The organism is Haloarcula pellucida (assembly GCF_014647235.1).
GTDB classification, from domain to species: domain Archaea; phylum Halobacteriota; class Halobacteria; order Halobacteriales; family Haloarculaceae; genus Haloarcula; species Haloarcula pellucida.
In genome coordinates this window covers 174,546-201,150 of the sequence record NZ_BMOU01000006.1, presented here as the reverse complement: position 1 = coordinate 201,150, position 26,605 = coordinate 174,546, and the positions used below count along the sequence as shown (strand labels likewise).

At 63.8% G+C, this 26,605-nt stretch carries 22 protein-coding genes; 15 read left to right on the top strand and 7 right to left on the bottom strand.

What is annotated here, in order from left to right; translation table 11 throughout:
* Positions 1-657: 657 nt before the first annotated feature.
* From IEY28_RS17695 to IEY28_RS17685, 3 genes are all read left to right on the top strand, one after another.
* Entirely contained in the window at positions 658-948 is a 291-nt protein-coding gene (locus IEY28_RS17695; RefSeq protein ID WP_008308706.1) for an ArsR/SmtB family transcription factor, read from the top strand.
* Positions 949-1,093: 145 nt separating this feature from the next.
* Positions 1,094-1,363, top strand: a complete 270-nt coding sequence (locus tag IEY28_RS17690; RefSeq protein WP_007344095.1) for a DUF8036 family membrane protein — start codon at positions 1,094-1,096, stop codon at positions 1,361-1,363.
* Positions 1,364-1,460: 97 nt separating this feature from the next.
* Entirely contained in the window at positions 1,461-3,137 is a 1,677-nt protein-coding gene (locus tag IEY28_RS17685; RefSeq protein WP_189001054.1) for a transposase, read from the top strand.
* A gap of 320 nt (positions 3,138-3,457) precedes the next feature.
* Here the strand turns inward: IEY28_RS17685 and IEY28_RS17680 are convergent, their stop codons facing one another.
* The 3 genes from IEY28_RS17680 to IEY28_RS17670 are packed head-to-tail and all read right to left on the bottom strand — an operon-like array spanning position 3,458 to position 5,298.
* Positions 3,458-3,733 (bottom strand): VOC family protein, encoded by a 276-nt coding sequence (locus tag IEY28_RS17680; protein WP_189001051.1) that lies wholly within the window; start codon positions 3,731-3,733, stop codon positions 3,458-3,460.
* Positions 3,726-4,691 (bottom strand): NADP-dependent oxidoreductase, encoded by a 966-nt coding sequence (locus IEY28_RS17675; protein ID WP_189001048.1) that lies wholly within the window; start codon positions 4,689-4,691, stop codon positions 3,726-3,728. The genes IEY28_RS17680 and IEY28_RS17675 overlap by 8 nt, the downstream gene beginning before the upstream one ends.
* A gap of 10 nt (positions 4,692-4,701) precedes the next feature.
* Positions 4,702-5,298, bottom strand: coding sequence for an NADPH-dependent FMN reductase (locus IEY28_RS17670; protein WP_189001045.1), 597 nt, complete (start codon positions 5,296-5,298; stop codon positions 4,702-4,704).
* 174 nt (positions 5,299-5,472) lie between these two features.
* Here IEY28_RS17670 and IEY28_RS17665 point away from each other — a divergent pair, with 174 nt between their 5' ends.
* From IEY28_RS17665 to IEY28_RS17650, 4 genes are all read left to right on the top strand, one after another.
* Positions 5,473-6,363, top strand: a complete 891-nt coding sequence (locus tag IEY28_RS17665) for a DUF7351 domain-containing protein (protein WP_189001042.1) — start codon at positions 5,473-5,475, stop codon at positions 6,361-6,363.
* A 161-nt stretch (positions 6,364-6,524) separates the two neighbouring features.
* Positions 6,525-7,934, top strand: coding sequence for an outer membrane protein assembly factor BamB family protein (locus IEY28_RS17660; RefSeq protein WP_229783178.1), 1,410 nt, complete (start codon positions 6,525-6,527; stop codon positions 7,932-7,934).
* Between the two features lie 1,082 nt (positions 7,935-9,016).
* On the top strand, positions 9,017-11,860 hold the full coding sequence (locus IEY28_RS17655) for a glycoside hydrolase family 31 protein (RefSeq protein ID WP_189001037.1): 2,844 nt from the start codon (positions 9,017-9,019) through the stop codon (positions 11,858-11,860).
* 198 nt (positions 11,861-12,058) lie between these two features.
* Positions 12,059-12,379: a cupin domain-containing protein gene (locus IEY28_RS17650; protein ID WP_189001035.1), complete on the top strand. Its 321-nt coding sequence runs from the start codon at positions 12,059-12,061 to the stop codon at positions 12,377-12,379.
* Between the two features lie 5 nt (positions 12,380-12,384).
* On the opposite strand, the gene IEY28_RS17645 is transcribed toward IEY28_RS17650, so the two are convergent.
* Together IEY28_RS17645 and IEY28_RS17640 are read right to left on the bottom strand one after the other, a co-directional pair.
* The gene (locus IEY28_RS17645; RefSeq protein ID WP_189001032.1) at positions 12,385-12,981 is read right to left on the bottom strand and encodes a riboflavin synthase; all 597 of its coding nucleotides are present in this window, start codon (positions 12,979-12,981) and stop codon (positions 12,385-12,387) included.
* A gap of 662 nt (positions 12,982-13,643) precedes the next feature.
* Complete coding sequence (locus tag IEY28_RS17640) at positions 13,644-14,054, bottom strand: hypothetical protein (RefSeq protein WP_189001029.1); 411 nt, start codon at positions 14,052-14,054, stop codon at positions 13,644-13,646.
* An 83-nt stretch (positions 14,055-14,137) separates the two neighbouring features.
* Between IEY28_RS17640 and IEY28_RS17635 the strand changes: the two genes are divergently transcribed.
* Positions 14,138-14,563: an NUDIX hydrolase gene (locus IEY28_RS17635; protein WP_189001026.1), complete on the top strand. Its 426-nt coding sequence runs from the start codon at positions 14,138-14,140 to the stop codon at positions 14,561-14,563.
* Here the strand turns inward: IEY28_RS17635 and IEY28_RS17630 are convergent.
* Positions 14,560-15,624, bottom strand: a complete 1,065-nt coding sequence (locus IEY28_RS17630; protein WP_189001022.1) for a GNAT family N-acetyltransferase — start codon at positions 15,622-15,624, stop codon at positions 14,560-14,562. The genes IEY28_RS17635 and IEY28_RS17630 overlap by 4 nt on opposite strands.
* Before the next feature lie 117 nt (positions 15,625-15,741).
* Here IEY28_RS17630 and IEY28_RS17625 point away from each other — a divergent pair, with 117 nt between their 5' ends.
* Both IEY28_RS17625 and IEY28_RS17620 read left to right on the top strand, forming a co-directional pair.
* Positions 15,742-16,752, top strand: a complete 1,011-nt coding sequence (locus IEY28_RS17625; protein ID WP_189001020.1) for a Gfo/Idh/MocA family protein — start codon at positions 15,742-15,744, stop codon at positions 16,750-16,752.
* A complete protein-coding gene (locus IEY28_RS17620) occupies positions 16,749-17,666 on the top strand; it encodes an NAD-dependent epimerase/dehydratase family protein (RefSeq protein ID WP_189001017.1) in 918 nt (305 codons plus the stop codon). The genes IEY28_RS17625 and IEY28_RS17620 overlap by 4 nt, the downstream gene beginning before the upstream one ends.
* On the opposite strand, the gene IEY28_RS17615 is transcribed toward IEY28_RS17620, so the two are convergent.
* Entirely contained in the window at positions 17,663-19,063 is a 1,401-nt protein-coding gene (locus IEY28_RS17615) for a PQQ-dependent sugar dehydrogenase (RefSeq protein ID WP_189001014.1), read from the bottom strand. The two genes, IEY28_RS17620 and IEY28_RS17615, sit on opposite strands and share 4 nt — an antisense overlap.
* A 115-nt stretch (positions 19,064-19,178) precedes the next feature.
* Here IEY28_RS17615 and IEY28_RS17610 point away from each other — a divergent pair, with 115 nt between their 5' ends.
* The 5 genes from IEY28_RS17610 (at position 19,179) to IEY28_RS17590 (ending at position 26,605) form a co-directional block, all read left to right on the top strand.
* A complete protein-coding gene (locus tag IEY28_RS17610) occupies positions 19,179-20,339 on the top strand; it encodes a sugar phosphate nucleotidyltransferase (protein ID WP_189001011.1) in 1,161 nt (386 codons plus the stop codon).
* 2 nt (positions 20,340-20,341) lie between these two features.
* A complete protein-coding gene (gene glmS / locus IEY28_RS17605) occupies positions 20,342-22,141 on the top strand; it encodes a glutamine--fructose-6-phosphate transaminase (isomerizing) (protein ID WP_189001008.1) in 1,800 nt (599 codons plus the stop codon).
* Positions 22,142-22,267: 126 nt separating this feature from the next.
* On the top strand, positions 22,268-24,091 hold the full coding sequence (locus tag IEY28_RS17600) for a LamG domain-containing protein (RefSeq protein ID WP_189001005.1): 1,824 nt from the start codon (positions 22,268-22,270) through the stop codon (positions 24,089-24,091).
* 2 nt (positions 24,092-24,093) lie between these two features.
* Positions 24,094-25,431 carry a hypothetical protein gene (locus IEY28_RS17595; RefSeq protein ID WP_189001002.1) on the top strand — a complete coding sequence of 446 codons (1,338 nt, stop codon included), beginning with the start codon at positions 24,094-24,096 and terminating at the stop codon, positions 25,429-25,431.
* Positions 25,432-25,489: 58 nt separating this feature from the next.
* Positions 25,490-26,605: a glucosamine inositolphosphorylceramide transferase family protein gene (locus IEY28_RS17590; RefSeq protein ID WP_220639461.1), complete on the top strand. Its 1,116-nt coding sequence runs from the start codon at positions 25,490-25,492 to the stop codon at positions 26,603-26,605.

The following is a 26,605-nucleotide window of genomic DNA, read 5'->3' as shown; positions in this document are numbered from 1 at the left end:
GTCATTCCCCGCATACGTTAGCACTGGTGGCGGAGGTGGCGGTAGACAAAGTGGGGGCCAGACGGGTGGACGTGGCGGCGACCAGAACTCCACACCTGCGGATTCCACTGAGACAGCAGCTGGAACCCAGACTGGGTCGACTACCGGAGGTGGCGGTGGGAGTCAGTTCGCATCACCCCAAGAGACTGCCGCTCTAGAGGCGCTTCTCAATCGTGTTGGTCCGGTAGTACTGCTCGTTCACTCAGCGGGCGGTAGTTCCGGATTCACGGTTGCACAAGCTGTGCCAGACCTCGTTGAACGGATCATCGCAGTTGAGCCGGTCGGTGCGCCGACTGACCCGCAAACTGTAGCGGAGATGGGTGGTGATGCACCGTTTATGGGTGTGTATGGCGATTATGTCGACGAGCGCGGACAGACTGGTCGCAAGGAAGCGACCCAGACAACTGCAGAACTCGCAGGAGAGACAAGTCCCGCATCGACGCTACTTAGCCTTCCGGATGAAGGGATATCCGGAAATACACATCTCATGATGCAAGACAACAATAACGGTGAAATCGCTGATCGAATTGTCTCTTGGATTAGTGACTAATTCGGGGGTATAGTATCGTTCGGACCGAGACAGAATGTATTTGCCCCGACCAAATGAATACTCGATAGATGCGGCAGTTGCTCTGGTGGCTCATTGGTGGGTCTCGTGGAGGCCGAAATCGACTTCGTATCCTCCGCGCACTCAACGACCAGCCACGAAACACCAATCAATTGTCGAATGACCTAGATTTGAACTACAAAACAGTGCAGCACCATCTCGAAGTCCTCGAGGAGAGCAATATCGTGACCACGGAGGGTGACAATTACGGGCAGATGTACTTCCTCTCAGACAGAATGATGAACAACCTCGACATTATGGAAGACGTGGCGGAACAGGCCGGAGTTGATGATGATTCGTAACTGGATCAAGAGTCCACTTGGAACGACAGTAGCGAGTGCGACCGCCGCGAGTGGTATCGCACTCTTAGTCGCACTATTCACATCAGTTCCGTCCCATGGCCCTCCGTCGAGGGCGCTGTCCTCCCAGGTTGAACTGCTCATTCGGATGGAGGTTTTCTTTACAACCCTGAACCTCGTGTTACTGGTGGCACTCGCAGTCATCTACGTGCAGCTTTATCGCGACCTTCCGAACAAGTACACAGCAAGCCTGCTTGTGCTAAGCCTCGCGCTGCTCCTATACGCGGGTACGTCAAATCCAGTAGTACACAACGTCTTCGGCTTCCGCCCTCGCCCAAATATCGGCGCCTTCGTGTTTCTCCCGGACTTCTTCATCGGACTTGCCATCCTAGTTCTCCTCTATCAGAGCCAGACCTGAGTTCGAATCAATTTTTCAGAGGTCTGAGGTGGCTTTCATAGACTGATTTCGTTCACCGATTAGACGGACTCTTTAGCCTCTCCAGCTATCTCCTGATGTGGGTGTGACGCGTGAGTCACGCCGGACTGTCTTCCGTCGAATTGCTCGCCAACCGACTATCAAGTGGCCAGTCTATACTTCAAACCCGCTGTATGACCGCGCTTCACTTGCCGGATTAGAGTCGGATATTCGCGCCGTCGCAGGAGCTTGGTTCGATCACGTCCACCACGAGTCAGTTGAGAAGTTCGTTTGCTCACTTCCGCTAGCGTATTTTCAGTTCAACGTACACGACCGCTACGTGGGACCAACTCGCTACGAGATTGACACACTATTTCGGTTATTCGTTCTGAAGGAACTCCACGGGTGGGAGCACGAGACCGCACTCTGCGAGTACCTCGAAAGCCATCTCGAACTCTGTGAATGTCTTGGGCTGGGTGCCGTTCCCGACCAATCGACACTCTGGCGCAGTTGGCACACGCGCTTCAACGATGAGCTTCGCGAGACGGTCCAGAAAGCGGCTCGAACGATTCTCATCAAAGCGCAGAACGCCGACGTCACCGTCCCCCGCGAACCAGAGCAGATCCTCCCGGCTCGTTGCGATGACGTGGACGAATCGGTTCCAGACGACCGAGCCATTCTGGACAACGCCGATAGAGTCACCGAGCACGTCAGCCGTGTCGTGTTCCCTGCGTTCTCGCTCAATCGTGGCGAGGGCTGTGAGGTCCACGAGCACGCTTTTTGGGACCTACAGACGTATCTCGGACTGCGCGAGCGGCTGGCTGCAAACGAGGGTGCTCGCAGTTTCGTCCACGAGTCAACGCGGGAGCGGACACCACTCGGACACGCCCACCGCGACCACATTCGTGATCTCTCTATCGAGCAGATTCGAGCGATGTACCGGCAGGCGATTCGACGACTCATTGATGAGGTCGCAGAGACGGAGAAGTTCTTCCGGGCAGGGATCGTCGCTATCGACATCACCGAGGCTGCTCCCTTCACCGGCGACCGGACCGGCCACGAGGACGAGATCATCGGGACGAAAGAACAGACCGACGAGTACGCCTATCAGTGGGCGACCGTCCAGCTGGTCGGGAACGCTGTCCCACTCGTCCTCGATGCCCGCCCGGTACGGAAAGGCGAGTCACGACTAGAAATCGTCGAGGACTTGCTGGATTCGGCTGAAGAGCTCGTTCACGTCGATAACGTACTGATGGACCGGGAGTTCGATAGCCAGCACGTCCTGGAGATGATTAGTCAGCGCGGGCACTCCTACGTCGTTCCGAAGCGGATGCAGACCAGCGAGAAAGCCCAGGCCAAGCGATTGCTCCAGCGCGATCAAGGCCGATATGAAACTGACCGGAAGCTCCACCTCGGCAAGAACGAGTGGCACGAGACGACGCTGATCTACCGACGGAAAGAGGACTCCGAGCACGACGATCACCGGCAGTATTCGGTGTTCATGACGAATCGGGGGAGCGGACACCTTACGGAGTACGGCTACAGGTGGGAGATCGAGAGTGGGTACAGGTCGATCAAACGGTTCATGGCGGCGACAACGTCGAAGAACTTTGGGCTGCGATTCTTCTACTTCGCGTTTGCGTGTCTGCTGTACTCGATCTGGCGAGCTGTCGATCTCCTCGTCCAAGCCGAATTGACTGGCGAGTATGAGCACTCACCGGTGATTACAGCGGACAACACGCTGACGCTGCTGAAGAAGGAAACTGGAATCGGGTAGAGAGACACTCTGTCTGGGTTAGCGCGCCGTCTGAGTGGCTACACTATTGGATGTCTGAAAAATCTGCCCATATGGTTGAAGGTTTGACAGGAATGGCCGCTTGGAGAGTGATCTGGAGTAGTTTCCGCTGACCGAATCGGTCAAATTCGCGCATCACAGGCCCGCTAAACCCACTGTAGTCTCAACTTCCAAGGATGCGCCACAACAAAGAGGTCGAGCAGATGACCGGGAGACTGATTTATCGTGAGGGGAAGAACAGGCGCGGATTCTGAGCTGGAGATTTTAGGCGATTTCGAGGACCCACGGTCTCAGTAATTCGGTCAGCTGATAGACGTTAGCTTGGGTTTGAGACCATTTTTACGAGTGCCGTGCCATGACCGATATTCGATTGGTGGTCTTTTGAACAGGGCAAGCATCGTGTTGCCGTCGTCGCTGGATGTCATCAGCGGATACGCACGCAGGTCTGCCCAGTGTTCGAACTCCTCGACGATCTCGAATCCCAGCGCCTCGTTGTACCAGTCTGCCGCCTCATAGCGGTCGGGTACCGACAGTTCGACGTGATCGATACTACCAACCAGGAATCCATCGTCAGTCATCGGTTCCCTCCGTGAGATCAACCACGAGTTTGCCACGAACGTGACCGTCTGCGTTCCTGTCTAGCGCATCCTGTACCTCGAATAGTGGATACGTGTCACCGACCCGGGGTGCAACGACTCCGGATTCGGCGTGGGCGGCGACCTGCCGGAGCGTCACTGGATCCGAATCGATAATGACGTCGAAAAAGCGGACGTCAACGTTGTACTCGTCGTGGTATCGTTCGACTGCCTTCTCCGAGGGCGGTTCCGGGAGCGTAACGACGACGCCCCCAGACTGGACGACCTCGACCGACCGTTCGAGGACAGCACCGCCAACAGCATCGAGGACGAGGTCAACGTCGTCCAGTACGTCTTCGAATCGTTCTTCTTGGTAGTTTATGAATTCGTCGACCCCAAGTTCGTGGAGGAACTCCTCGTTGTGGCCGGAGGCGGTTCCGATTACGTGAGCCCCCGTATTCGCCGCGAACTGGACGGCCATATGACCGACGCCACCAGCCGCTGCGTGGATGAGAACGTGCTGCCCGGAATCAAGGTTCCCTTCCTCATAGAGTGCGTGGAAGGCAGTCTGTCCTGCCATGGGGACGCCCGCAGCTTCGAGATGGGAGAGCGACTCAGGCTTGGCCGTGATTTCGTCACTTGTCATCGTGATGTACTCGGCGAACGCACCCCCGGAACCGGGAAGGCGTGCCATTCCGCAGACGACATCGCCAGGAGCAAACTCGGTTACGTTGTCCCCAACCGATTCGACAACGCCCGACACGTCCCAGCCGGGAGTCCACGGTACCTCGCTGTCGAGCAAGTGTGGGAGCAGCCCGCGGCATACGAGCCAGTCGATGGGATTGATTCCGGCCGCGTGTGTCCGAATGAGTAGTTCGTCCCGTTCTGGTTCGGGACGGGGGACATCGTCGTAGGCCAGTGCCTCGATACCATCGGTTTCTTGGAGGTGAATCGCTTTCATATGTTCTGGATCAGTGGTTGGTTGTACTGTCAGTTGCTACGGCAGTCCGTGGAATCTGCTCCGGATATTCCGCTACACCAGCGTACAATGCGAGTTCGCGACCGAGTCGGTGTGTCCGCTCGGAGATGCCCGAATCTTTGATTCGATTCTCGTCTACAATCGAGGATGAATCGGGAATTGCGACCTCGTTTGGTAGCACCCACGCGCGTAATGTCCGGCTGACTGTCCGGAGGTGAACGAGGGCTGACCCGGGAAACTCCCCAGCAGCGACCTCTAGGAGGCCGACAGTTGTTCCCTCGAACTCATCTCGACTGCAGTAATCGAGTGCGTTCTTCAATGCTCCCGAATAGGACCCGTGGTAATTTGGGCTGCCGAGTAGGACGCTATCGGCCTGGTCGACGGTCTCCCGTAGCTTCTTGGCGTCCGGCACGTCTGTATCCACAGCGTACAGACTCGGCAACTCATAGTTCCGAAGGTCAACAAGTTCGGTCGTTGCACCGGCTTCTTCAGACGCTGCGAGCGCCTCCTTCAGCGCGATCCGTGTCCGACTACTGTCACGCAAACTTCCACAGATTGCGACCACCCCTGGTTCAATTCGGGTTGACATTACTCGTGCGCACGTTTAGACACTACAAAAAATCTCGCCAAATTGATATTTTGTAACGGTGCTTGCAAAAATTAGTTTTGGGGAGGAGAGCGGAATACCGGATTCACCTATCATACCTATTTCAAAAATGAAATTAAGAGAGGATTTTAGCACGTCTGGTAACAAGCATAAGATATGAACAGGCTGGAGGCGATGGAACTCGCCAAAGAATCGGAACACTGTCTCAGGCCAGCCAAGGCGTTTTCGTTGATTAGCAACGAGATTCGCGTAGAAATTCTCGAGGCCCTTTGGCACGCCGACGAGCAGCCAGTCGATTTTACGACGCTCTACGAGAAAGCAGAGGCGGACAACAGTGCTCAGTTTAATTACCATCTGGGTCAATTGACCGGCCACTTCGTTCGCAAAACGAACGACGGGTACGAACTCCGGACGGCCGGAGAGAGCGTTATTCGGGCAGCCGTCGAAGGTTCGTTCAATGCCCACCCTGATCTCGACCCGATCAAAACTGGCGACGACTGTACGCAATGTGGCGATCCGCTGGTTGCGACGTACAGCGACGAAAAGCTCGCCATTGGGTGCCCCGCGTGTGGCCGTACACACGGCCAGTACTCGTTTCCACCGGGTGGGTTAATCGGTCGTGATGAGGAGGAAACGCTCTCAGCATTCAACCAACGAGTCCGGCATCTCCACAGTCTCGCTAAGGAGGGCGTCTGTCCGGAGTGCAGTGGCCAGATGCAGACGGAAATTGTTCGGGGTGAGGACTGTTGTCTCGATGCTGACCTTCGTGTCGAGTACATATGCCACCAATGTCACCATAGCCTCTGCTCGACGATTGGTCTAGCCCTGATCAACCAGTCACCGGTCGTCTCATTCTACCGTGAGCACGGTATTGATCTCCGGACGACCCCCTACTGGCGACTGAACTGGTGTGTAAGTGACAAATGTACCACCATAGAGACGACTGATCCCTGGAGAATCGAGGTGTCGATCATCGAAAGCGACGACACACTCACCGTTACCCTCGATGAAAATCTCTCAGTCGTTACTACGAACCGTCGTGTTTAGTTAAGCGTGAGAAGTGAGGCGGACGGCTCTGTTGAGATCCTATTAGTTCGACACCCTTCCTACTGAAACAGCGCTAGGTAGAACTGCGCACTAACTGGGATACTACTCATCCGTACGGCCTTCATCAGGTCTTTTGTCAATAGGTGTAAAGCCAACTGTGAATGCCCTCCCTGTCTCGTCGTGATGCCCTCCGGACAATCGGTCTCGCCGGTGTAGCTAGCGTCGCCGGTTGCAGTTCGGTTGATCTCGGAAATGGGCCGAACGAACGCCCACCAGATTCACTAGAAACGTCCTGGTCGCCCTCGACGGATGCCTGGTGCTTCAAGTACGCTGATTTGCAGAACACAGCACGGAGTCCCCATGAGATTCAGACGCCACCGACCATCAAGTGGCAGGACCGCATTACTGATCCCCCCTCGGCCTCCCTGATCTCTGGCGAACTCGTCGCTGCGACCCCAGGCCAGGTGATTACTGCGGGTCGGTTCGACAGCGAACTTCATTTGCGTGCCTACAGTGCCATCGATGGCAAGCACCGATGGAACCGTCGTATCCAGCATCAGCCGGGGCGTCGAATACCGCGATTCGGCGGCCTCGTCGATGGCTCGCTCTACATGACTGACGGCGGCACTGATGTTATCGCCGTGAATGTAGCTGACGGCACGATTCGGTGGCGACGGAACCTCTACGACCGGGTCGCCGACGCCGTGCCCGAGAAGTTCTTGTCCCCGTCTAACTCTGCGGTGGACTTTTCACCCATCCCAGTAGCGACGCCGGAGACTGTGTATATTCAGAGTAGTTACGGGTTGCACGGGCTCGAACCCGGAGATGGAAGCGAACGGTGGCGGTTGTATCTGGGCGATCGAATTGACCAAGCGGCCCTCGAGGATCCCTACGGCCTGGCGGTGACTGCCCGACGGGTGTGGGCGAGTTATGGTGGACACGTTCAGGCGCTGTTCACGGTCCGGCTGTCTGACGGCAGCCTCGAAATTGAGCGGACGCGTCTGCCGCTCGAATTGCCGTCGCGTCCGGTGGTCACGGGTGACCGAGAAGCGGTCCTCACACACGATATTGTGTGGGGGACGAGCCCCCCAGAGACGTTGGCCGTCGGTGTGGCTGGCGAGGACGTGGAATGGCAGTTCCCCGGGCATGCGGGCGAGGGCGCGGCAGCCTACTCGCCGTTGGCGACTGACGGCGATCGCGTGTTCGTTGCTGCGAGCCATGAACAGCAGGAGCAGTTGGTCGTGTTCGCGTTGCAGGCGGCAACCGGGAAACTGGAGTGGCTCCATCGTGAGTCATTCGCGGACCGAAACGTGTCGGTCGGTGCTGGTGGTGAATTCAGGCTCTGCCAGCCTGCGGTTACCGGTGGAACGCTCGTCGTCGGATACGGGACCAATCCTGAGCAGGGGACGGGCCATGGCGAGGTAGTTGCGCTCTCGCGTGCGGCGGGTCGCGTCCAGTGGCGTTCCACCCTCTCGATCGCTCCCCAAGACCTCATGATGACGAGCGATCGGCTCTACGTCGGTGGCCAACAGGGAACTGTCGTTGCGCTGGCAGACGACGGCTCGGGCTGACGGCATGCCGGTACTCACCGGAAACGAGATCTCGCGGATTCTTGGTTTACCAGATCGTCGCTCAATCGTGGTAGCAGCTGGGGGTTTCAACAGAGCCTCCCGAACCACAAGGCCGGCTACTCGCCAGTCTCGAAGGTCGCGCTGGTCGTCGCTTCCCCGCCGGGCAGGATTCCCACCGGCCGACCGGGCGTCCTCGCAGGTGATGTTGTACCCCTTCTCCGGCCACTCGACGGATCGATTACGACGGAACTTTCCTATGGTGACCGTCGAAATTGGCGTTCAATCGACGTCAGAGATCACTGGCCCAACAAACGGGTGGCGTAGCACACGATGCGATTTCGGCATCATTGCCAGCGCACGTCCCCGATATCGGAGCCGCGACCAGGAGGCGGAAACAAAAGCCATGTATGAAATTCTATCCTCCGAGGTTGTGCACAACACCACCGGTTCGGGTCGTGGTGCCTGCCTTCGTGTCACTTCGAGTCGGGCTGAGTAGGCTCTCGTCCGGTGAGTTCCGAACGCACTCATAGAATGAATCAGGAGCGTTTCGTAGTGAGAAGTAACGCAACAGCCCGATCTATGTCACAGCGATTTGCGACGAACAGCAGTCGTCAGTTCCATGAGCGACGTATCCGCTTTTCCTCCGCCGGCACGTCCCGCTGATCGGTCATAGCGACGCTCGACGACCGAGTTGGGCCGTGCCGAGAAGAACGCGCTGATCGATACTGCGCGACGCCGTCGTTGCGTACTTGCCGCTCACGAAGACCCTCGAGTAACACCTGTCGGACGTGTGCCCACCAACATCAATGATAGATATTGATAATTTTATATATGTGGCATAATTGATTTTATTGATATAATAATGGCCATAAGATTATTATCTAATGGCCGAATGTTCGCAATTGCATCGTATGATGAAAACGTTCTTCCAAAATAATGGATGACGACTGCAGTTAGCCCCTCGACGAATCGAGCGTACAGAGCCCCCCAACAGGGTCATGGGGCCTGTACCACGGGTCGTTCCGAATCCCGGTTCGTCGAATCGCCTTGTGAACGTCCACTACTCATCATCAACAATCCCAATGTCTGATAAGAATTCACGCGACTCCGACTTCCTTCAGGTCGGACGGCGCACGCTATTGAAATCCACAGCCGCCCTTCTGGCGGGAGGTGCCTTCGCCTCGACCCCCGCATCGGCAGACCACTACGGTTCGAAGATCCACTACGAACCGCAGGTGAACGAAAACGACCTCATGGAGTTGTCTGTCGAGGGTCACGAAGTCCTCGACGACGGAGTGAAACTCGACCTCGGTACCCACGAAGGGTACATTCGGCTGTTCAGCGACACCATGGCGCGCGTTGCCGTCGTGGAACCGGGCGAAAAAGAATACGAATCTCGTGGTATCCAGAACGGGCTCAACGAGTGGGATGAGCCGAATTTCAGCGTCGATTCGAGTCCCGAGAAGATCGCCATCGAGACCGATACGATTACTGTCGAAATCAACACGGAACTCTTCGGTGTCCGGTTCCTCGACGAGGACGGGACGGTCATCAACGAGGATTACCTGGAGAAGGGGTCGTCAGGGTACGTCCAATCTCCCGAGAGAGGCGGTGAAGAGAGCGAATCAGCGCCACCGGAGTCGTGCTCCTACGGGCCTACAAACGACGAGAGCGATTCGGAGACTGACTCATCAGGGTACGGCTCGCCTACGAAGGAAGACGTCGGGATGACCGATCCGACGCCCAACGAGCCGTTACCGTACGTCTACAAGAAGGCTGACGAAGACGAAGCCTTCTATGGCTTCGGCGAACAGCCCGAACTCACTCTCGACCAACGCGGGAAGAAACTCGAGAACTGGAACACGGACCAGTACGCGTACATGTACCAGAATGACTACGTCTACACCTCGGTTCCGTTCTTCGTCGGCCTGAAGGACGCCGGTGCGTACGGGATCTTCTTCGACAATCCCCACCACACCGTGTTCCACACGCCCGAGGTGGCAAATCCCGAAGGCGTCGAAGAAACCTACGACACCGACGCGGGTGAGGACTACTACTACTTCGTCGGCGATGGTGGCCAGTTGACGTACTACTTCTCGTACGGCCCGGAAATCGACGACGTCCTCGAGAGCTATACGGACCTGACCGGGACGATCAACCTGCCACCGAAGTGGGCGATCGGGTTCCACCAGAGCAAGTGGGAGTACAGCCCCACGGAACTCGTCGAGGTACCCCACCAGTACCGCGAAGAAGAGATTCCGATAGACGCGATGCACTTCGACATCGGCTACATGAACAACTATCGCGTCTTCAGCATCAAAGACGAACACCGGAAGGCTCTCCAAACGCTGAACGAGAGGATGCCAGAACTCAAGACGGTCGCCGTCAACGACCCGGGTGTCGCGGTAGACGAGGAAATAGACGTCGACGGCGACGGGGACATCGAACCGTACGAACCCTACCTCGAAGGAACTGCCAACGATTACTGGACCAAGGATGCGAACGGTGATACGTTCAAAGCGAGGGTTTGGCCCGACGTCGCGGTGTGGCCCGACTTCTCGCGCTCGGAGGTCCGCAGTTGGTGGGCCGAACAACACGACGTGTTGTTCGATGCCGGCTTCGACGGGATCAAAAACGACATGGGTGAACCGGCGGTGTTCCAGGAAAACGCAAGCTACGACTGGACGATGCCGGTGGACAACGTCCACGGGACGGGTGACGACACGATGTTGCACGAGGAGTATCACAACATGTACGGGTTCGACTACGCCCGGGCATCTCGTGAGTCCTACGACATCTACAAGCCCGAGGAACGGCCCTTCCTGTTGAACCGGAACCTCTATGCCGGCGGTCAGCGGTACGCGGCAATCTGGACCGGCGACTGCCTGAGCAACTGGTCCCACCTTCGGTTGCAGATTCCGATGATGATGAACATGGGGCTCTCCGGGCTCGCGTTCTGTGGTCACGACGTCGGCGGATTCGTCGGACGGCCCTCTCCCGAGCTATTCAAGCGTTGGATAGAGATGGGGGCGTTCATTCCTTACTTCCGGAACCACACCGACACGCACAGGAAACAAGACCCCGACCTCCCGCGCAATCAGCACCCATGGACGTACGATGAGGAGGCCGTGGATATCACGAGGAAGTACACTGAACTCCGCTACAAACTGCTCCCGTACCTCTACAACGAATTCCAGGAGTCCTCCGAGAACGGGAAGCCGATCTTCCAGCCACTGGTCTACCAGTTCCAGGACGACGACGAAGTCACCAACATCGCCGACCAGTTCCTCTTTGGCGACGACGTACTCGTCGCACCAGTCGTCGAAGAAGGTGCGACGGAACGCGACGTCTACCTGCCGGAGGGCGAGGTCTGGGTCGACTTCTGGACGCACGACGTCTACGACGGCGGGCAGTGGATGACCGTCGACGCTCCGGTCGACCACCTGCCGATGTACGTGCGCAAAGACTCGATCATCCCGATGCGCGAGGTACAGCAGTACACGGGCGAAAAGCCACTCACGACGCTTCAGCTGACCACCTACCTCGACGACGAAGCCTCGTACTCGTTCTACGAGGACGATGGCGCGACCAACGACTTCGAGGACGGCGAGTACAACGTGACGGACTTCACCATCACGGAGACGGAGGGCGGCGTAGTCACCTTCGACTCCGAGATAACGGTCCAGAACTACGACGACTCACAGCTCTCGTCGTACCTGTTGCGACTCGACCGCTCGGAAGCGCCGAGGAAAGTCCAGGCCGGCCCGACCAAGTACGAAGAGGTCGATGCCGACGCGGTCGAAGCGACGCCGAACTCGTTCGCCTACAGCGAGGACGAGGACGTGGTGCTCGCCCACATTCCCGCCGACGAAGAGCGCAAAGTGAAGCTCTTTTTCAACGGTCGCGGTGACGGCAACGGACAGTAACGGTCGAGAAGTCGAACAGCAGTAGGCGGCCCACCCTACTGCGCGTTTCGTTGCTGCGGTGCTTGTAGACCCGCGGACGTTCACGGCGCTCTCGGCCGTCCGCTCGGGAAACGTCTGGGGTATCTCCCTCGCACCGGCTCTCGGTGGAGAGGCTGGAGAGAGCCAACGGCTAAGTTGGCGTGGACCGACAGTCGAGCCATGGCGCTCGAACTGCTCGGCGACTTCGACGCCGAGCCAGCGGCAGGAGAGGTCGTCGACGGCGAACTGGCGGTGACCGACGACGTACTCGTCAAGGCGTTCGCCCTCGGCCCGGACGGGCGTATCGAACCGCACGAACACGACGGCGCGACCAACGTCTTCCACGTCGTCGAGGGGACGGTGACGGTCCAACGAGACGACGAGTCCGAGACGGTGACCGCACCCGGTGTCGTCCTCAACGAACGGGGACAGGTCCACGGCGCGCACAACGAGAGCGACGAGCGAGCGGTGTTGACCGCGAGTCTCTGTCCGCTGCCCTGACCGGTTCAGACCTCGCCGTGGGTCAGGACCGACTGGCGCTCGGCGTACTTCGCCAACAGGTCGGCCTCGAAGTGAAGGGGGTCACCGACCGTCTTTTCCGACAGCGTCGTCACGTCGTAGGTCGTCGGGACGACGGCGACGGAGAACGTCTCCGTCGATAGCTCACAGACGGTCAGACTCGCACCGTCCAGTGCGACGGCCCCCTTCTCCACGAGGTACTGCTCGTACCCGTCGGGAATATCGACGGTGAACCGCCAGTCCTCGCCGAGGTCGGTGACGGCGACGACTTCGGTCGTCGCGTCCACGGTACCTTTCACCAAGTGCCCGTCGAACCGGTCGGCGGCGGCCATCGGCCGCTCTACGTTGACAGCAGTCCCGGAGTCGAGGGCGGCGAGATAGGTTCGGTCGACCGTCTCGGCGGACAGAAACGTCCGGAACCAGCCGTCGCCGACGGCTTCGACCGTGAGACAGACGCCGCTGATTCCGATGCTGTCCTCGGGTTCCAGTCCGTCAGTGTCGGTGGCTACCTCGATGCGACACCCGCTGTCGAGTCGGTCGATACGTCGAACGGTGCCCGTCGTCTCCACGACGCCAGTGTACATGACGCTCGGAACCACCGAGTGGGCACACAAATTCGTTACCTTTTCCATATTTGTTACGGCATGGGCGATACCCCGAGCGCGTCTGTTATCGCACCGTCGGAAATCCGTCGAAACCGGCCGAGCGGACTATAGGCCGCCTCACACCGTCGATACGGTCGACAGAGAACCGCGCCCGACTGCGGGTCGTAAACGGCTGAGCGCGATATAGAATCGCGCTACCCGGCGGTTGCTGGCCCATCTCCGCGGGGTTCTGCATCCCCTCTTTGACGCCGACGCGGACCAGCGCGAGGTTGACGGGGAACGCGGCGAGGATTCCCAGCGACAACGAGAACACCAGCGCGAGCCAGACGGCACGTCGGTGATATGGGCCTCGGAGGCGACGGGGAGGTCCGCGCCGATTGCGACGGCCTCCATGACAGTGATAGAGGGGGTCTCGCTGTACAGCGCGTCGCGCATGGCCGTCCAGAAGTCGACGTCGTCGCTTGGGACGGACGACTCTATGCCGTTGCGGTTGGGGTTCCAAAGGACGGCCGACAGCGCGGGTCGTCAATCGCGAGGGGAGACGTCCAGAGCGGGACGCAGCATCCGGCGTCGGACGGGTACGGAATCCAAGCCGCCCGTCTGTCGTCCGGCTACCGAGGAACGTTTCGACGGCCGGCGGGTCAGCCCCCGGCCATCTCCCGGGCATCTGCGTAGAGGTCGGCCACGACGTGGACGTACAGCGTGACGCCGACGACGAGCGCCCAGTAGGGGGCCGACGCCAGCCACAGGGCGGTGACGAGGGCACCGGCGATGAGGACGTGGCTGAGCAGTCGCTGGGACTTCGAGAGGTCGGCCTCCTCGAAGATGTCGTCCTGTCCGGTGACGACGACTCGGGGGTCTCGGAGGACTCGCCGCGTGCTCTCGGCTGACCCGGTGTTGAGATAGGCGACGAGGAAGTGGTCGAAGTCGATGCCGACGCCGAGGGCGACGGCGACGACGACGACCGCGACCGGATGGACGGGCGGCGTCGTGACGGCGACGAGGACGAGGCCAGCGAGGACGGAGAGAATCGCGTGGTCCCGGGAGTACATTCGTCGGTAGTTCACCCCCCAGCGTAATGAACGCTGGCCGTGGCAACCGGTAGACTGACACTACCGTCTCGCAATCGAGACGTATGGACGAACAGTTCCTCGAAGCGACGGTGAGCGTCCGCGGCGTCGTCTGTCGACCAGACGGCCGGGTTCTCACCCTCCGCCGGGCGAGCGACGGCGGGTGGGAACTGCCGGGCGGACGGATTCGGGACGGCGAGGCCGTGACGGACTGTCTCCGTCGCGAAGTCGAAGAGGAGACCGGGCTATCGGTCGCGGTCCACGGCCCGGTCCACACGGTCACCTGGCACAACGAGGCCGGCAACGGTCGACTCGCGGTGTACTACCACTGCACGACCGGGCGTGCGGACGTCGTGCTGAGTCACGAACACACCGAGTTCGAGTGGCTCCCGGAGGCTGACGCCTGCGAACGACTGAGCGACCCGCAGACGACGGCGACGAGTCGAGCACTCGCCCGGGGTGGGGCGACGCCCGCGGAGCGCGTCGACTAGCCGCCGGGTCGCCGGCCGAGCGCCGACCCGAACAAGCGCGCGACGACGCGGTCGCTCCCGAGGAGATAGAGGACCCGACCGACCAGCGAGTCGACGCGTTCCCACCGCACCGTCGGGACCGAACGCCCACCGAACGCCGTCTTGAACGAGAACGTGCCGTCCGCGAAGTCCGGCGTCGTCTCGCCGAAGTTGCAGGTCCCGTAACCGGCGTCGATACCCCACTGGATAGCCGCCCGGTACAGCACTTCGGAGGGAAACTGCCGGAAGTTCGCCGGGTCGTAGGCCGGAAACAACAAGTCGAGACAGTCCCGTTCGTCGTCGCGGACCGCGAGCAGTTCGCCGGCAGGGTCGCCCGCGGCGTCGGTCGCCCGGAACAGTTGCAGTCGGTCACCGAGGGCCGCCAGTAGCGCCCGCAAGAACTCCGGCGAGGCCCCGTCGCCGTCGAGACGGCGCACGTGCTCGGCGTGACGTGCCGCGAAGGCGTCGATACTGTCGGCCGTGACCGCCACGTCCGTCCCGGAGACGCCGGCCTCGTCGGCCTTCCGGAGGTTCCGCCGTTTCTTCTGGGAGAGGTCGGCGGCGACGGCATCCCACGGGCGGTCGGTGTCGAGGACGAACTGGCAGTCTCGCACCGACGGGAAGTAGCCCCGGTCGCGCAGTCGGGTGGCGTATCGGAGCGAGTCACCCCCGGCGGGTCTGAGGAGATGGCCGATAGTCCGGCCACCCGTCAGCGCGGCCATCTCGTCCGCGATGGCGTCGAAGACGGCGGCCTCGTCGGTGGCTATCATCGCCCCGTTGGACCCCGGTTTCGCCGGGCCGAGAAAGCGGAACGGCGTCCCCGGAATCGGGCGGACGAACGCCGGGTGGACGCCGACGAGCGTCCCGTTCTTGCGGACCTGCACGTGCCGAGCGGACGCGCCGGTCGCGTCTTCGTAGGCCTTCAGCCACTCGTAGCGCTCGAAGACGCTCCCAGTGCGGGACTGCTGGGCGACGATAGCGTTCCACTCCCCCTGTTTGACCTCGGTGATAGAGCGGTGGACCGAGGTCGTGAGGTCGGTCATCCGATATGCGTTCGCGCGGCCTCGCCCTAACTGTATGGTTCGGTCGGGGAGCGCCACGTCCCGCAGTAAGCCGCGCCTAGGGATGGGTTTATCTCCGCCACGGGCGAGAGGTAGTCCATGACCGAACTGGCCGTCGGGGTCGTCGGGGCTGGCTGGATGGCCACCGACTACCACGTGCCGGCATTCACCAGTCACCCCGACACGCGCGTCGTGGCCGTCGCCGAACGCGACGACGCCCGGCGGTCGGCCGTCGAGAGGGACCTCTCGGTACCGGGCTACGCGGACGCCGAAGCGATGCTCGCGGCCCACGGCCTCGACGTCGTCAGTATCTGCACGCCGCCGAGTACGCACGAAGGAATCTTTCTGGACGCCGTCGACGCGGGCTGTCACGTCCTCTGTGAGAAACCGCTGGCCCTGACTGCCGAGAGTGCCCGCCGGATGGCCGAGGCCGCCGACGCGGCCGGCGTCGTGACGCAGGTGGGCTACCTCCACCGGTACTACCGGAACTACGAGCGCGCGCTGGAGATGCTATCGAACCACCTGCTCGGCGACGTCGTCGAGGTGACCGTCGCCCACCACTCGGCGCCGCCACAGCAGGGGTGGTACTACGATCCCGACCTCGCGGGCGGCGGCGTCGCCCGCGACCTGTTCCCGCACTCGCTGGACGTGCTCTTCGAGACGTTCGGCGAGGACGCGACGGTGACGGCCGCCGACGTGCGACACCTGCGGGGGCACGCCGTCGAGGACACCGCCCGCGTCTCGCTCGAAATCGACGAGGTTCCCGTGGACCTCTCGGCGACGTGGACCCAGACCGACGGCGTGACGCGGGTCCTCGTCGTCGGAACGGAGGGGTGGCTGGAACTCGACGCCGAGACGTTACGGGGCGAGGTCCACGGCCGCCCAATCGAGTTCCAGCACGGCGACCTGCCACTGGTCGACGTCGGCGTGGCGACGCTGTTCCCGGCGGGCGACGAGGACGCCCACACCGCCCGCATCCACGACTTCGCCGACCACGCCGCCGCGGGCGACACCGAGACGGCCGCGCCCGCGTCACGGGGCGTCGCCGTCGCCGAGGTAATCGATGCGGTGTACGAGCGGACCGGGGCCGCGTGGAGGGCCGAGCAGTGACCGTCCTCGTCACGGGTGCGACGGGGTTCATCGGCCTGAACCTCCTGCACGCGATGGCCGACCGCGAGACGGTGGCGATGGTCCGACCGGGCGCGTCGACGGCGCGGCTTCCCGACGGCGTCGACACCGTCGAGGCCGACCTCTCGGACCCCGGTTCGCTCGCGGCGGCGATGGACGGCGTCGACTCGGTCGTCCATCTCGCGGCCGCGGTGTACGCACAGTCGGAGATGCAACGGACGAACGCCGGCGGTACCCAGCGGTTGGTCGACGCGGCGGCCAACGCCGACGTGGAGACGTTCGTCTTCCTCAGCACCGTCGGGGCCCACCCCGAGGTGCCGGCGGATACGGACTCGCCGTACCAGCGCTCGAAGGTCGCCGTGGAGGACCTGCTGTTCGGGCAGGCCCACCCCTTCGACGTGGCGGCGCTGTACCCCACCTACATCTGCGGCCCGCGGGACTACCGGCTGACCCGCTACGAACACGTCCGGCCCATCGCGGCCAACCGGGTGCTGGTGCCGCCGCTGTACACCTACGACGAGTACAACGTCGTCCACGTCGACGACGTGACCGCGAGTATCGAGCACTGTCTCGACGAGAGAGCGACCGGCCGGCACCTGATTACCGGCCCGAACCTCTCGAACCGGCAGGTGCTGGGGACCATCGCGCGACACGCGCCGGGGAACTGCCGCGTCGTCGGCGTCCCCTACGGCGTGACTCGCTGGGTCGTCAAGCCGACGCTGGACCTGCTCCACCGGGTCGGCGTCTCGCCGGTGCCCGGCGACGGGTTCCTCGAACGGGGCGACTTCGGCACGGTCCGTGAGGACCTGACCGAACAGGCCCCGGTCCGCCAGCGCTCGTGGCAGTCGGCGCTGACCGAGACCATCGACTGGTACGAGTCAGTGGGCGTCCTCTAACTGGTGAGCCGATAGACCACACCCTCACGCTTCGAGAGGGGGTTCTCGGCCAGTGCCGCCCGCGTCCCGAGGACGTAGCTGTCGTCGCCGTCCTGCCCGAACGACAGCACCTGTATATCGAGGCCACCCTCCACCTGCACCTCACGCATCGGCCACCGACCGGAGTCCCGCGGCGTCGCGGCGACGATGCGGCCGGCGGCCTCGGTGAACGAACTCGTGAACGCACCGAAGACGTACTCGTCGCGGAGCGCGTCGACGGTCCCGGTGTGGACGTGGCCGCCGATGACCGCGAAGCCGACGGGATACCCCTCCTCGTCGAAGTGCGGGAACTCCAGCACCGGGTCGACGAGCGGTTCGCCGCGGTCGGACTCGACGACGCATTCACCGTCCTCGCTCGTCCCCAGTTGCGGGTCGTGACAGTGGAACCCCTCCTTCAGGGGCCACCCGTAGTTTCCGCCCTTCTCGACGACGTCGACCTCCTCGTAGGTCGCCTGCCCGACGTCGCCCAGGATGAGCTGGTCGCCGCTGAAGGCCATCTTCCACGGGTTCCGCAGGCCCCACGCGTACTGCTCGTCGCGGCCCTCCCGCCCGACCAGCGGGTTGTCCGCGGGGATGCCGTAGGGCAGGTCGCCGGTGCGGCCGTCGACGTCGAGGCGGAGGACGGAGCCCTTCAGATTGCCCGTCAGGTCCTGTCCGTTGAACGGGTTCAGGCCGTCGCCCAGCGCCGCGTAGAGGTAGCCATCGGGGCCGAACTCTATCGTCCCCGCCTGGTGGATGGGCCGTTCCCAGGGCAGGTCCAGTAGCACTCGCTCGGTCCCGAGGTCGCCCCGCGTCCCGTCGGCCGTCGCCCGGAACTCCGAGAGCCGTTCCCGGTGGTCGAGTTCCTCGTCGGCCGCGGGCGTGCTGTACCGGACGTAGAACAGGCCGTTGTCCGCGAACTCGGGGTGGAACGCCAGCCCGAGCAGTCCGCGCTCGTCGAAGGCTACCCAGTTCGGGAGGTCCTGTCCGAGTGCGACCAGTCGGTCCGAGAGGTCCAGAAACGGCTCCTCGCGGAGGCCGTCGGGGCCGTGGACGTACACCACGCCCGTCTGGTCGACGACGAACCGCCTGTCGGTGCCGTCGTCTGCCGTCACGAGGGCCGTCGGCGAGACGAGTCCGGTCGCCACCGCTTCGACGCCGATCGTCGGCCCCTGCTCGAAGAAGTTGCCGGTCGACCCGCCGCTGTCGCTCCCGTCGCCGCCATCGGCGGCGTCGCCACCGTCGCCGTCGCCACCGCTAGCGTCGTCGCGCGCGCCGAACGAACACCCGGCGAGTGCACTGGCGGCCCCGACCGCACCGAGCGTCCGCAAGAAGACTCGTCGCGACGACCCCGCGACCCCCACATTCCGTCGATTCATGCACGGAGGACGGGCCGCACGCAGTTAACGGTTTGTCAGCGCATACCGGACGCGGAGCAACCTATATCCCGGTCGGCGACCACCGGTAAGCTATGCTTAGCTGGACGGGAGACCCATGCAAGCGGTGATACTCGCGGCCGGCGAAGGCCAACGGCTCGGCCCGTTGACCGAGGGCCGGCCGAAACCGATGGTCCCAGTCGGTAACCAGCCCATTCTCGAATCCGTACTGGAGGCCGCAGTCGAAGCCGGCGCCGACGAGATCGTGCTCGTCGTGGGCCACGCACGCGAACGCATCCAGAGCCACTTCGGCGACGGCGACGAGTGGGGCGTCCCGATACGGTACGTCGTACAGAACCACCAGCTCGGCGCGGCCCACGCGCTGGCACAGACCGAGTCCGTCGTCGACGGGCCGTTCCTCGTCCTCCACGGCGACCAGTTGGTCGACGCCGACCTGCTGGCCGACCTGCTGGAGCGGTGGGAGCGGACCGAGCGGGCGACCATCGCCGCCGTGCAGTCCGACCGACCGACGGAGTACGGCGCGGTCGCGGTCGACGGCGAGTCGGTCGTGGCCGTCTCGAAGGACCCGACCGACGACCCACCGTTCCTCGTCAACGCCGGGGCGTACGTCTTCGATTCGAGCGTCTTCGACGTGGTCCGGGACATCGACCCGGCGGAGGGGCAGGACTACGGGATGGCGACCACGCTCCAGCGGTTGGCCGACGACGGGTCGCTGTCGGCGGTGCTCCACCGCGGCACGTGGCAGGACCTCACCTACCCGTGGGACCTGCTGACGACGAACGCCGCGTTGCTCCGCCGACGGGACGACGACGTCGACGGCGCCGCCGTCCACGACAGCGCCGCCGTCGCGGACGACGTGGCGCTGGACGAGGGCGTCACCGTGGGGCCGAACGCGACGCTCCTGCCGGGCACGGCCCTCGGTCGGAACGTCCGCGTGGGCGCGAACGCGACGCTCTCGAACTGCATCGTGATGGCGGGCGCTCGCATCGGTGACGGCGCCGTCCTCAACGATTGCATCGTGGGCGAGTCGGTGTCGGTCGGCCCGAACGCCACCGCCGAGGGCGGCCCGGCGCGGGTCGTCGTCGGCGAGACGGTCCACGACGACGTGGGTCTGGGCGCGGTGCTGGCCGACCGGACGACCCTGCGCGGCGGCGTCACCGTCGCACCGGGCACCGTCGTCGGCCGCGAGGTGCTGGCCGACTGCGGGACCGTCCTGCGGGGACGGATCGACAGCGGCGACACGATACGGAGGGGGTAATCATGTGTGGAATCATCGGCTACGTCGGCGCGGAACCGGCCCAGCCACGACTGGTGGCGGGGTTACAGAAACTGGAGTACCGCGGCTACGACTCCGCGGGCGTCGCACTGGTCGACGACGCGCTCTCGGTGACCAAACAGGTCGGCCTCGTGGCCGACCTCGACCTCCCCGAGGACGCCCTCCAGACCTGTGGCATCGGCCACACCCGCTGGAGCACGCACGGGAAACCGACGGACGCCAACGCCCACCCCCACACCGACTGTTCGGGTCGGGTCGCCGTCGTCCACAACGGCATCGTCGGCAACTACGACGACCTGCGGGCCGAACTGCCCGAGCACACGTTCCGCAGCGAGACGGACACGGAGGTCGTCGCCCACCTCGTCGAGGACGAACTCGAACGTACCCCGGACCTGCGGGAGGCGGTCGCCGCCGTCGTCGACCGCATCGAGGGGAGCTACGCGCTGGGCGTCGTGGCGGCGGGGTACGACGGCATCGTCGCGGCCCGTCGGAACAGCCCTCTCGTCGTCGGCCACGGGGCGGACGGCAACTTCATCGCGAGCGACGTGACGCCACTGTTGGAACACACCCGCGAGGTGTCGTATCTGGAGGACGGCGACGTCGCCCACCTGACGCGGGACGGCATCTCGGTCTGGCACGACGGCACCCCGGTCGACCGCGCGGTCCACACCATCCAGTGGGACGCCGAGGCCGCCGAGAAGGGCGGCTACGAACACTACATGCTCAAGGAGATTCACGAGCAACCACAGGCGCTGCGGCAGGCCGTCGCCGGCCGCATCGACCCCATCGAGGAGCGGGTCGACCTCGACCTCTCGCTGTCTCGGTCCTTCCTCGACGACCTCGACGAGATCCAGCTCGTCGCCTGTGGCACCTCCTACCACGCCTGTCTGTACGGGAAGCAACTGCTGGAGACGCTGGCGGACGTGCGCGCGACCGTCGAGTACGCCAGCGAGTACACCGTCGGGAGCGGCCGGGACCCGAGTCGGACCCTCGTCGTCGGCGTCAGCCAGAGCGGTGAGACGGCCGACACCCTCCGCGCGTTGCGGATGGCGAAACGGACCGGCATCCGGACGCTCGGCGTCACCAACACCGTCGGGAGCACCGTCGCCCGCGAGTGCGACGACGCCCTGTACATCCAGGCGGGGCCGGAGATCGGCGTCGCCGCGACCAAGACGTTCGCCTCGCAGGTGGTGAGCCTCGCCATGTTTGCGATAGACGTGGCCGACGTGCGCGGCGACCTCGACCCCGTGGCGGGCCGGGAACTGCTCTCGAACCTGCAGGACCTCCCGGGTGCCGTCCAGCAGGCCCTCGACCGCGACGAGGAGGTCCGCGAGGTGGCGGAGGCCTACGCGGGCGGCGAGGCGTTCTTCTTCATCGGTCGGCGGTTCGCCAACCCGGTCGCGTTGGAGGGCGCGCTCAAACTGAAGGAGATATCCTACGACCACGCCGAGGGGTTCCCCGCGGGCGAACTGAAACACGGGCCGCTGGCGCTGGTCACCGAGGCGACGCCCGTGTTGGCGGTCCTCACCGACGGCGCCCGGCCCGAGGAGACCCGGAACAACGTCAAGGAGGTCCAGTCCCGCGGCGCGCCGGTCATCGCCATCGCCTCCGAGTCTGGCCACGAAGGCGACTACGAGGTGGGATTCGGCGTGCCCGACCTCGGCCTGCTGGAACCGCTGGCCGCGAACGTCTACCTCCAGTTGTTCGCCTACTACGTCGCCGACAGCAAGGCCCGCCCCATCGACAGACCGCGTAATCTCGCGAAGAGCGTCACCGTCGAGTAAGCGAGCCTCTCGACTGTTTTGCCGCAGTCGGAGTTTGCCTCGTGGTTTTCACCCCCACACCCATCCTGAAAGTTCGACAACAGTAGTAGTAAAGGATATATTTGCTGGTAACCATCTGATGGCAAGATGGTACCGGACCCACCGCCGACGGACGACGCCGACAGTCACGACCTCTCCAGACGCTCGCTGCTCAAGTTGACGGGGGGAGCGCTCGGCACCGCGTCCGTGGCTGGATGTCTGGGTCAGGATCCGGACGGAACGCGTCGTCTCGGATACGGTGGCGTCCCGTGGGTCGTCACTGGCGACGTTCAGTCGGCGGTGTTCGCACCGCGCGCCCTGTCGCTGTCGGGACCGAGCGACGGCCTCGTCGCCCACTGGACGCTCGACGGGACCGGGTCGACCGCGGCGGACGCCGTCGGCGGCAACGACGGCGCTATCCGCGGCGCGCCGACACAGGGGGTCCCGGGCGTCCACGACTCGACGGCCTACGACTTCCTGTCGGGGTCTGGCAACTACGTCGAGGTAGCCGACGCGGGCGCCCTCCGTCCCGCCGCACTCTCCTTCGGTGGGTGGTACCGGACAGACAGCGAGTCGAACAGCCAGACCGTGGTCCAGAAGGCCGACGCGCGCTTCGGCGACGAGGGCTACGCCGTCGACGTCCAGACGGACAACAGCGTCCGCGGCCACGTCGCCGTCGAGAGCGGACAAGCCTCGGTGAACCCCTGGGGTGTCGCCACCCACGACGGCGAGTGGCACCACCTCTTGCTGACGTGGGACGGCGACGCCCTCGTCCTGTACTTCGACGGGACCGAGGTGGACCGAGACGCCTCCCAATCGGGCGCTGTCGTCCACAGCGACCGGTCGCTGTTCGTCGGCCGCGGCGACAACGGCTACACCTCCTACTACGGGATGGACGGGGCCGTCGACGACGTGCGGGTCTACGACCGCGCGCTGTCGGCGAGCGAGGTGACGGACCTCTACGAGGGGGTGTCAGAGACGACTGCGACGCCGACACCCACCGAGACGGCGACAGCGACACCAACCTCGACCCCGACGCCTACCGAGACGGAGACACCGACATCCACGCCGACGCCGACGGAAACGGCGACACCGACACCTACCGAGACACCCACCCCAACCCCGACGCCAACCCCGACGCCCACCGAGAGTACCGGCCCGGCGCCGGTCGCTCGCTGGCGGTTCGAGGAGACGAGCGGGACCGTCGCGGCCGACAGCGTCGGGTCCGCAGACGGGTTCCTCCGCGGGTCGCCGACGCTCGACACGACCGGCGTGTTCGGCACCTCCGGCGTCACGTTCGGGTCGAGTAGCGACGACTACGTCGAAGTCGCGGACGCCGCCTCGCTGACGCCGACTGCCGAACTCTCCTTCGGCGGGTGGTACCGGACGACCAGCGGCGCGAACAGTCAGACCGTGGTCCAGAAGGCCGACGCGCGCTTCGGCGACGAAGGCTACGCCGTCGACGTCCAGACTGACAACAGCGTCCGCGGCCACGTCGCCGTCGAGAGCGGGCAGGCCTCGGTCAACCCGTTCGGCGTCGCCACCCACGACGGCGAGTGGCACCACCTCCTGCTGACGTGGGACGGCGACGCCCTCGTGCTGTATCTCGACGGCGGAGAGGTCGACCGAGACGCGTCGCAGTCCGGTTCGGTCGTCCACAGCACCCGGTCGCTGTACGTCGGCCGCGGCGACAACGGCTACACCTCCTACTACGGGATGGTCGGCACCGTCGACGACGTGCGGGTCTACGACACCGCGTTGACCGCCAGCGCGGTCACGTCGCTGTACGAAGGGATGGCCCCGTCGCCCACGCCGACAGCGACGGCGACTGCCACCGAGACGGCGACTGCGACACTGACACCGATTCCAAACGACGAGTTCGGCGAGTCCGGCTACGGGAGCCACGGCTACGGCGGCATCGTCGACAACTGACCATGACCGACAACCACCAATACGAGACGCCGGCCGCCGGCACGCTGGACTGGGACGAACCACTGAACCGCAACTTCGAACGCATAGACACGGACGTCGAGATACGCGACGTCGACGCCAACCGGTCGAACTACGTCGCGAAGGCCGGCGCGAAGTTCCTCGCGACGGACACCGGAGACGTCTACATCGGCGACGGCGGGTCGTGGAGCCAACTCGGGACCATCGGGGCCGACGGGACGGGCGACACCACGACGGTAGAGGGGGCGGGCGTCGAGTCGCTGCTCCTCGACGGCTTCGTCGTCGCTATCGGTCGGAGCCTCGCCGCCCCGCAGACCATCGACCCCGCGGGGACCGACACGCCGATTCAGGACGCACTGGATCTCGTCGCGGCCAACGGCGGCGGCGAGGTGCGTCTCCCGGCTGGCGTGGTCGAGGAGACGGGCCCCATCCGGCCCTACGAGGAGACGCAGATACTCGGTCTCGGCGTCGAGATATCGAAAGTCGCCATCACCGACCGGACCGCCGACGGCATCCTGTTCGACCGGGACGCAGGCGTGGACCGCGTCAAACTCGACGGGTTCGCGTTGAACGGTCCCGCCGGAACCCAACCGACCGGCGTCGCCATCCGCCACGCGAACAGGGACACGCAGGACCTGCAGGTCGGCCGCCTGCTGTTCTGGGGCTGGAACAACGCCGTCTACCGCGTCGACGAGGGCGTCGGGCCGTTCCAGTGTCGCCACGACCAACTCACCATCTACGAGTGTGACGCCGGCGACCAGGACGGCCTCTTCGAGTTCCGCTCGTGGTACGGCCCGGCCAACTGGTTCGGCACCATCGCCGCCTACCCCAGCGCCACCGTCAGCGGGCAGAACACGACGGTGTTCTTCTCCCGGGGCGGGACACAGACCGTCGACTACCTCACCATGGGCGGGTCGGCCGGCGTCGCCGTCCACCAGACGTGGGACAGCATGCTGGAGTTCGGCAACGTTCACTGGGAACCGACCACCAATCCGACAAGTCCGCCCGCTATCGTGCGACTGCTCGGCCACGGGACGGCCGTCGTCGACACGGTCAAACACGTCACCGGAACGGCTGGCTACGTGTACGAACTGGGGTACGACAGCTACAACGGCCGCGGGCCGGCCCGGAAGGTACTCGGGCCGTACATCGAACTGGGCGCAGCGGCCGACGTCACGTCGAACGTCGTCAACCTCTCGGCCGCGGGCGACCCCAGTGCGCCGTCGCTGTACCACGGCGCACCCGAGGACGTGAGCGTTACCCACAGCGACGGAAACACGGGCTGCCTTCGGGCGCTCGGCACCGCTGGAACCGGGTTCTAGCCGCTCTCGCCGTCGTGTGTGATTAAGTAGTCCCGCGGTGGAGTGGTAGGCACCGATTATGGCTAGCGACTCCTCCCGGCCCCGGTTGCTCGCACACGCGCGTTCCCGGGTCGACCCTGTCCTCCACAGTGCTCGTCGTTTCCTCGCGCAGTCGACGCTCCTCGAACGGGCCGCGTGGCACACCGGCGAACGCCTACACGTGCGACCGCCGACCGGTCGACGAGTGCCGGACCCGGTCGACGTCACCGGCCGCTACGACGGCCCGACAGTACCGTCCTACCCCACCGACGCCGACCGGTCCCCCTCGCTGTTCCAGCCGGCAGGTGACCTCAATCCCGTGTTGACCGGCGCGGACGTCACCGACTTCGGCCGGACCGACTGCGTGGCCGACCCGTTTCTGTTCGTCACCGAGACCGGCGAGTGGCACATGTTCTTCGAGGTGTACACCCACAACCGGGAGCCGTCGGCGGCTATCGCCCACGCAGAGAGCGCGGACGGCTACGACTGGACCTACGACCGCGTGGTGCTCGAGACCGACGAACACCTGTCGTACCCCTACGTCTTCCGCTGGGAGGGCGAGCACTACATGATTCCCGACCGCTGGGCCAAAGAGCGAGGGCCCGCCGGCGTGACCCTCTACCGCGCCGAGTCGTTTCCTCACGAGTGGGCCCCCGTCGCTGATCTCGTCCAGCCAGCCACCCCGCTACACGACTTCAGCGTCTTCCGCTGGGCGGGGCGCTGGTGGGGGCTACTCGGCGACGGCGTGGACCTCTACGCGTACTACAGCGACACCCTCGAAGCGCCCGACTGGACGCCACACGACGAGAACCCCGTCGTCGAAGGCCGGGCCCGCGCGGCCCGACCCGGCGGTCGGCCCATCGTCTTCGAGGACCGGATTCTCGCGTTCTATCAGGACTGCGCCGACCGCTACGGCGAAGCCGTACGCCTGTACGAGATTACCGACCTCACCCCGACGAGCTACGACGACGAGGAACGCGACGACTCGCCCGCCGTGGAGGGGACCGGCAGACTCGGGTGGAACTCCGGAGCGATGCATCAGGTCGACCCGTGGTTCGACGGCGAGGGCTGGCACTGCGCGGTCGACGGCAACCTCGGACTCGGCTATCAGGTACTCGGCGAACACCACTGGGCCATCGGTATCTACCGGGCCTGA

Coding starts and splice junctions, on each gene's coding strand:
- IEY28_RS17695 (WP_008308706.1), top strand. CDS start 658: ATGCGGCAGTTGCTCTGGTGGCTCATTGGTGGGTCTCGTGGAGGCCGA.
- IEY28_RS17690 (WP_007344095.1), top strand. CDS start 1,094: ATGGAGGTTTTCTTTACAACCCTGAACCTCGTGTTACTGGTGGCACTC.
- IEY28_RS17680 (WP_189001051.1), bottom strand. CDS start 3,733: ATGACTGACGATGGATTCCTGGTTGGTAGTATCGATCACGTCGAACTG.
- IEY28_RS17675 (WP_189001048.1), bottom strand. CDS start 4,691: ATGAAAGCGATTCACCTCCAAGAAACCGATGGTATCGAGGCACTGGCC.
- IEY28_RS17670 (WP_189001045.1), bottom strand. CDS start 5,298: ATGTCAACCCGAATTGAACCAGGGGTGGTCGCAATCTGTGGAAGTTTG.
- IEY28_RS17665 (WP_189001042.1), top strand. CDS start 5,473: ATGAACAGGCTGGAGGCGATGGAACTCGCCAAAGAATCGGAACACTGT.
- IEY28_RS17660 (WP_229783178.1), top strand. CDS start 6,525: ATGCCCTCCCTGTCTCGTCGTGATGCCCTCCGGACAATCGGTCTCGCC.
- IEY28_RS17655 (WP_189001037.1), top strand. CDS start 9,017: ATGTCTGATAAGAATTCACGCGACTCCGACTTCCTTCAGGTCGGACGG.
- IEY28_RS17650 (WP_189001035.1), top strand. CDS start 12,059: ATGGCGCTCGAACTGCTCGGCGACTTCGACGCCGAGCCAGCGGCAGGA.
- IEY28_RS17645 (WP_189001032.1), bottom strand. CDS start 12,981: ATGTACACTGGCGTCGTGGAGACGACGGGCACCGTTCGACGTATCGAC.
- IEY28_RS17640 (WP_189001029.1), bottom strand. CDS start 14,054: ATGTACTCCCGGGACCACGCGATTCTCTCCGTCCTCGCTGGCCTCGTC.
- IEY28_RS17635 (WP_189001026.1), top strand. CDS start 14,138: ATGGACGAACAGTTCCTCGAAGCGACGGTGAGCGTCCGCGGCGTCGTC.
- IEY28_RS17630 (WP_189001022.1), bottom strand. CDS start 15,624: ATGACCGACCTCACGACCTCGGTCCACCGCTCTATCACCGAGGTCAAA.
- IEY28_RS17625 (WP_189001020.1), top strand. CDS start 15,742: ATGACCGAACTGGCCGTCGGGGTCGTCGGGGCTGGCTGGATGGCCACC.
- IEY28_RS17615 (WP_189001014.1), bottom strand. CDS start 19,063: ATGAATCGACGGAATGTGGGGGTCGCGGGGTCGTCGCGACGAGTCTTC.
- IEY28_RS17610 (WP_189001011.1), top strand. CDS start 19,179: ATGCAAGCGGTGATACTCGCGGCCGGCGAAGGCCAACGGCTCGGCCCG.
- glmS (WP_189001008.1), top strand. CDS start 20,342: ATGTGTGGAATCATCGGCTACGTCGGCGCGGAACCGGCCCAGCCACGA.
- IEY28_RS17600 (WP_189001005.1), top strand. CDS start 22,268: ATGGTACCGGACCCACCGCCGACGGACGACGCCGACAGTCACGACCTC.
- IEY28_RS17595 (WP_189001002.1), top strand. CDS start 24,094: ATGACCGACAACCACCAATACGAGACGCCGGCCGCCGGCACGCTGGAC.
- IEY28_RS17590 (WP_220639461.1), top strand. CDS start 25,490: ATGGCTAGCGACTCCTCCCGGCCCCGGTTGCTCGCACACGCGCGTTCC.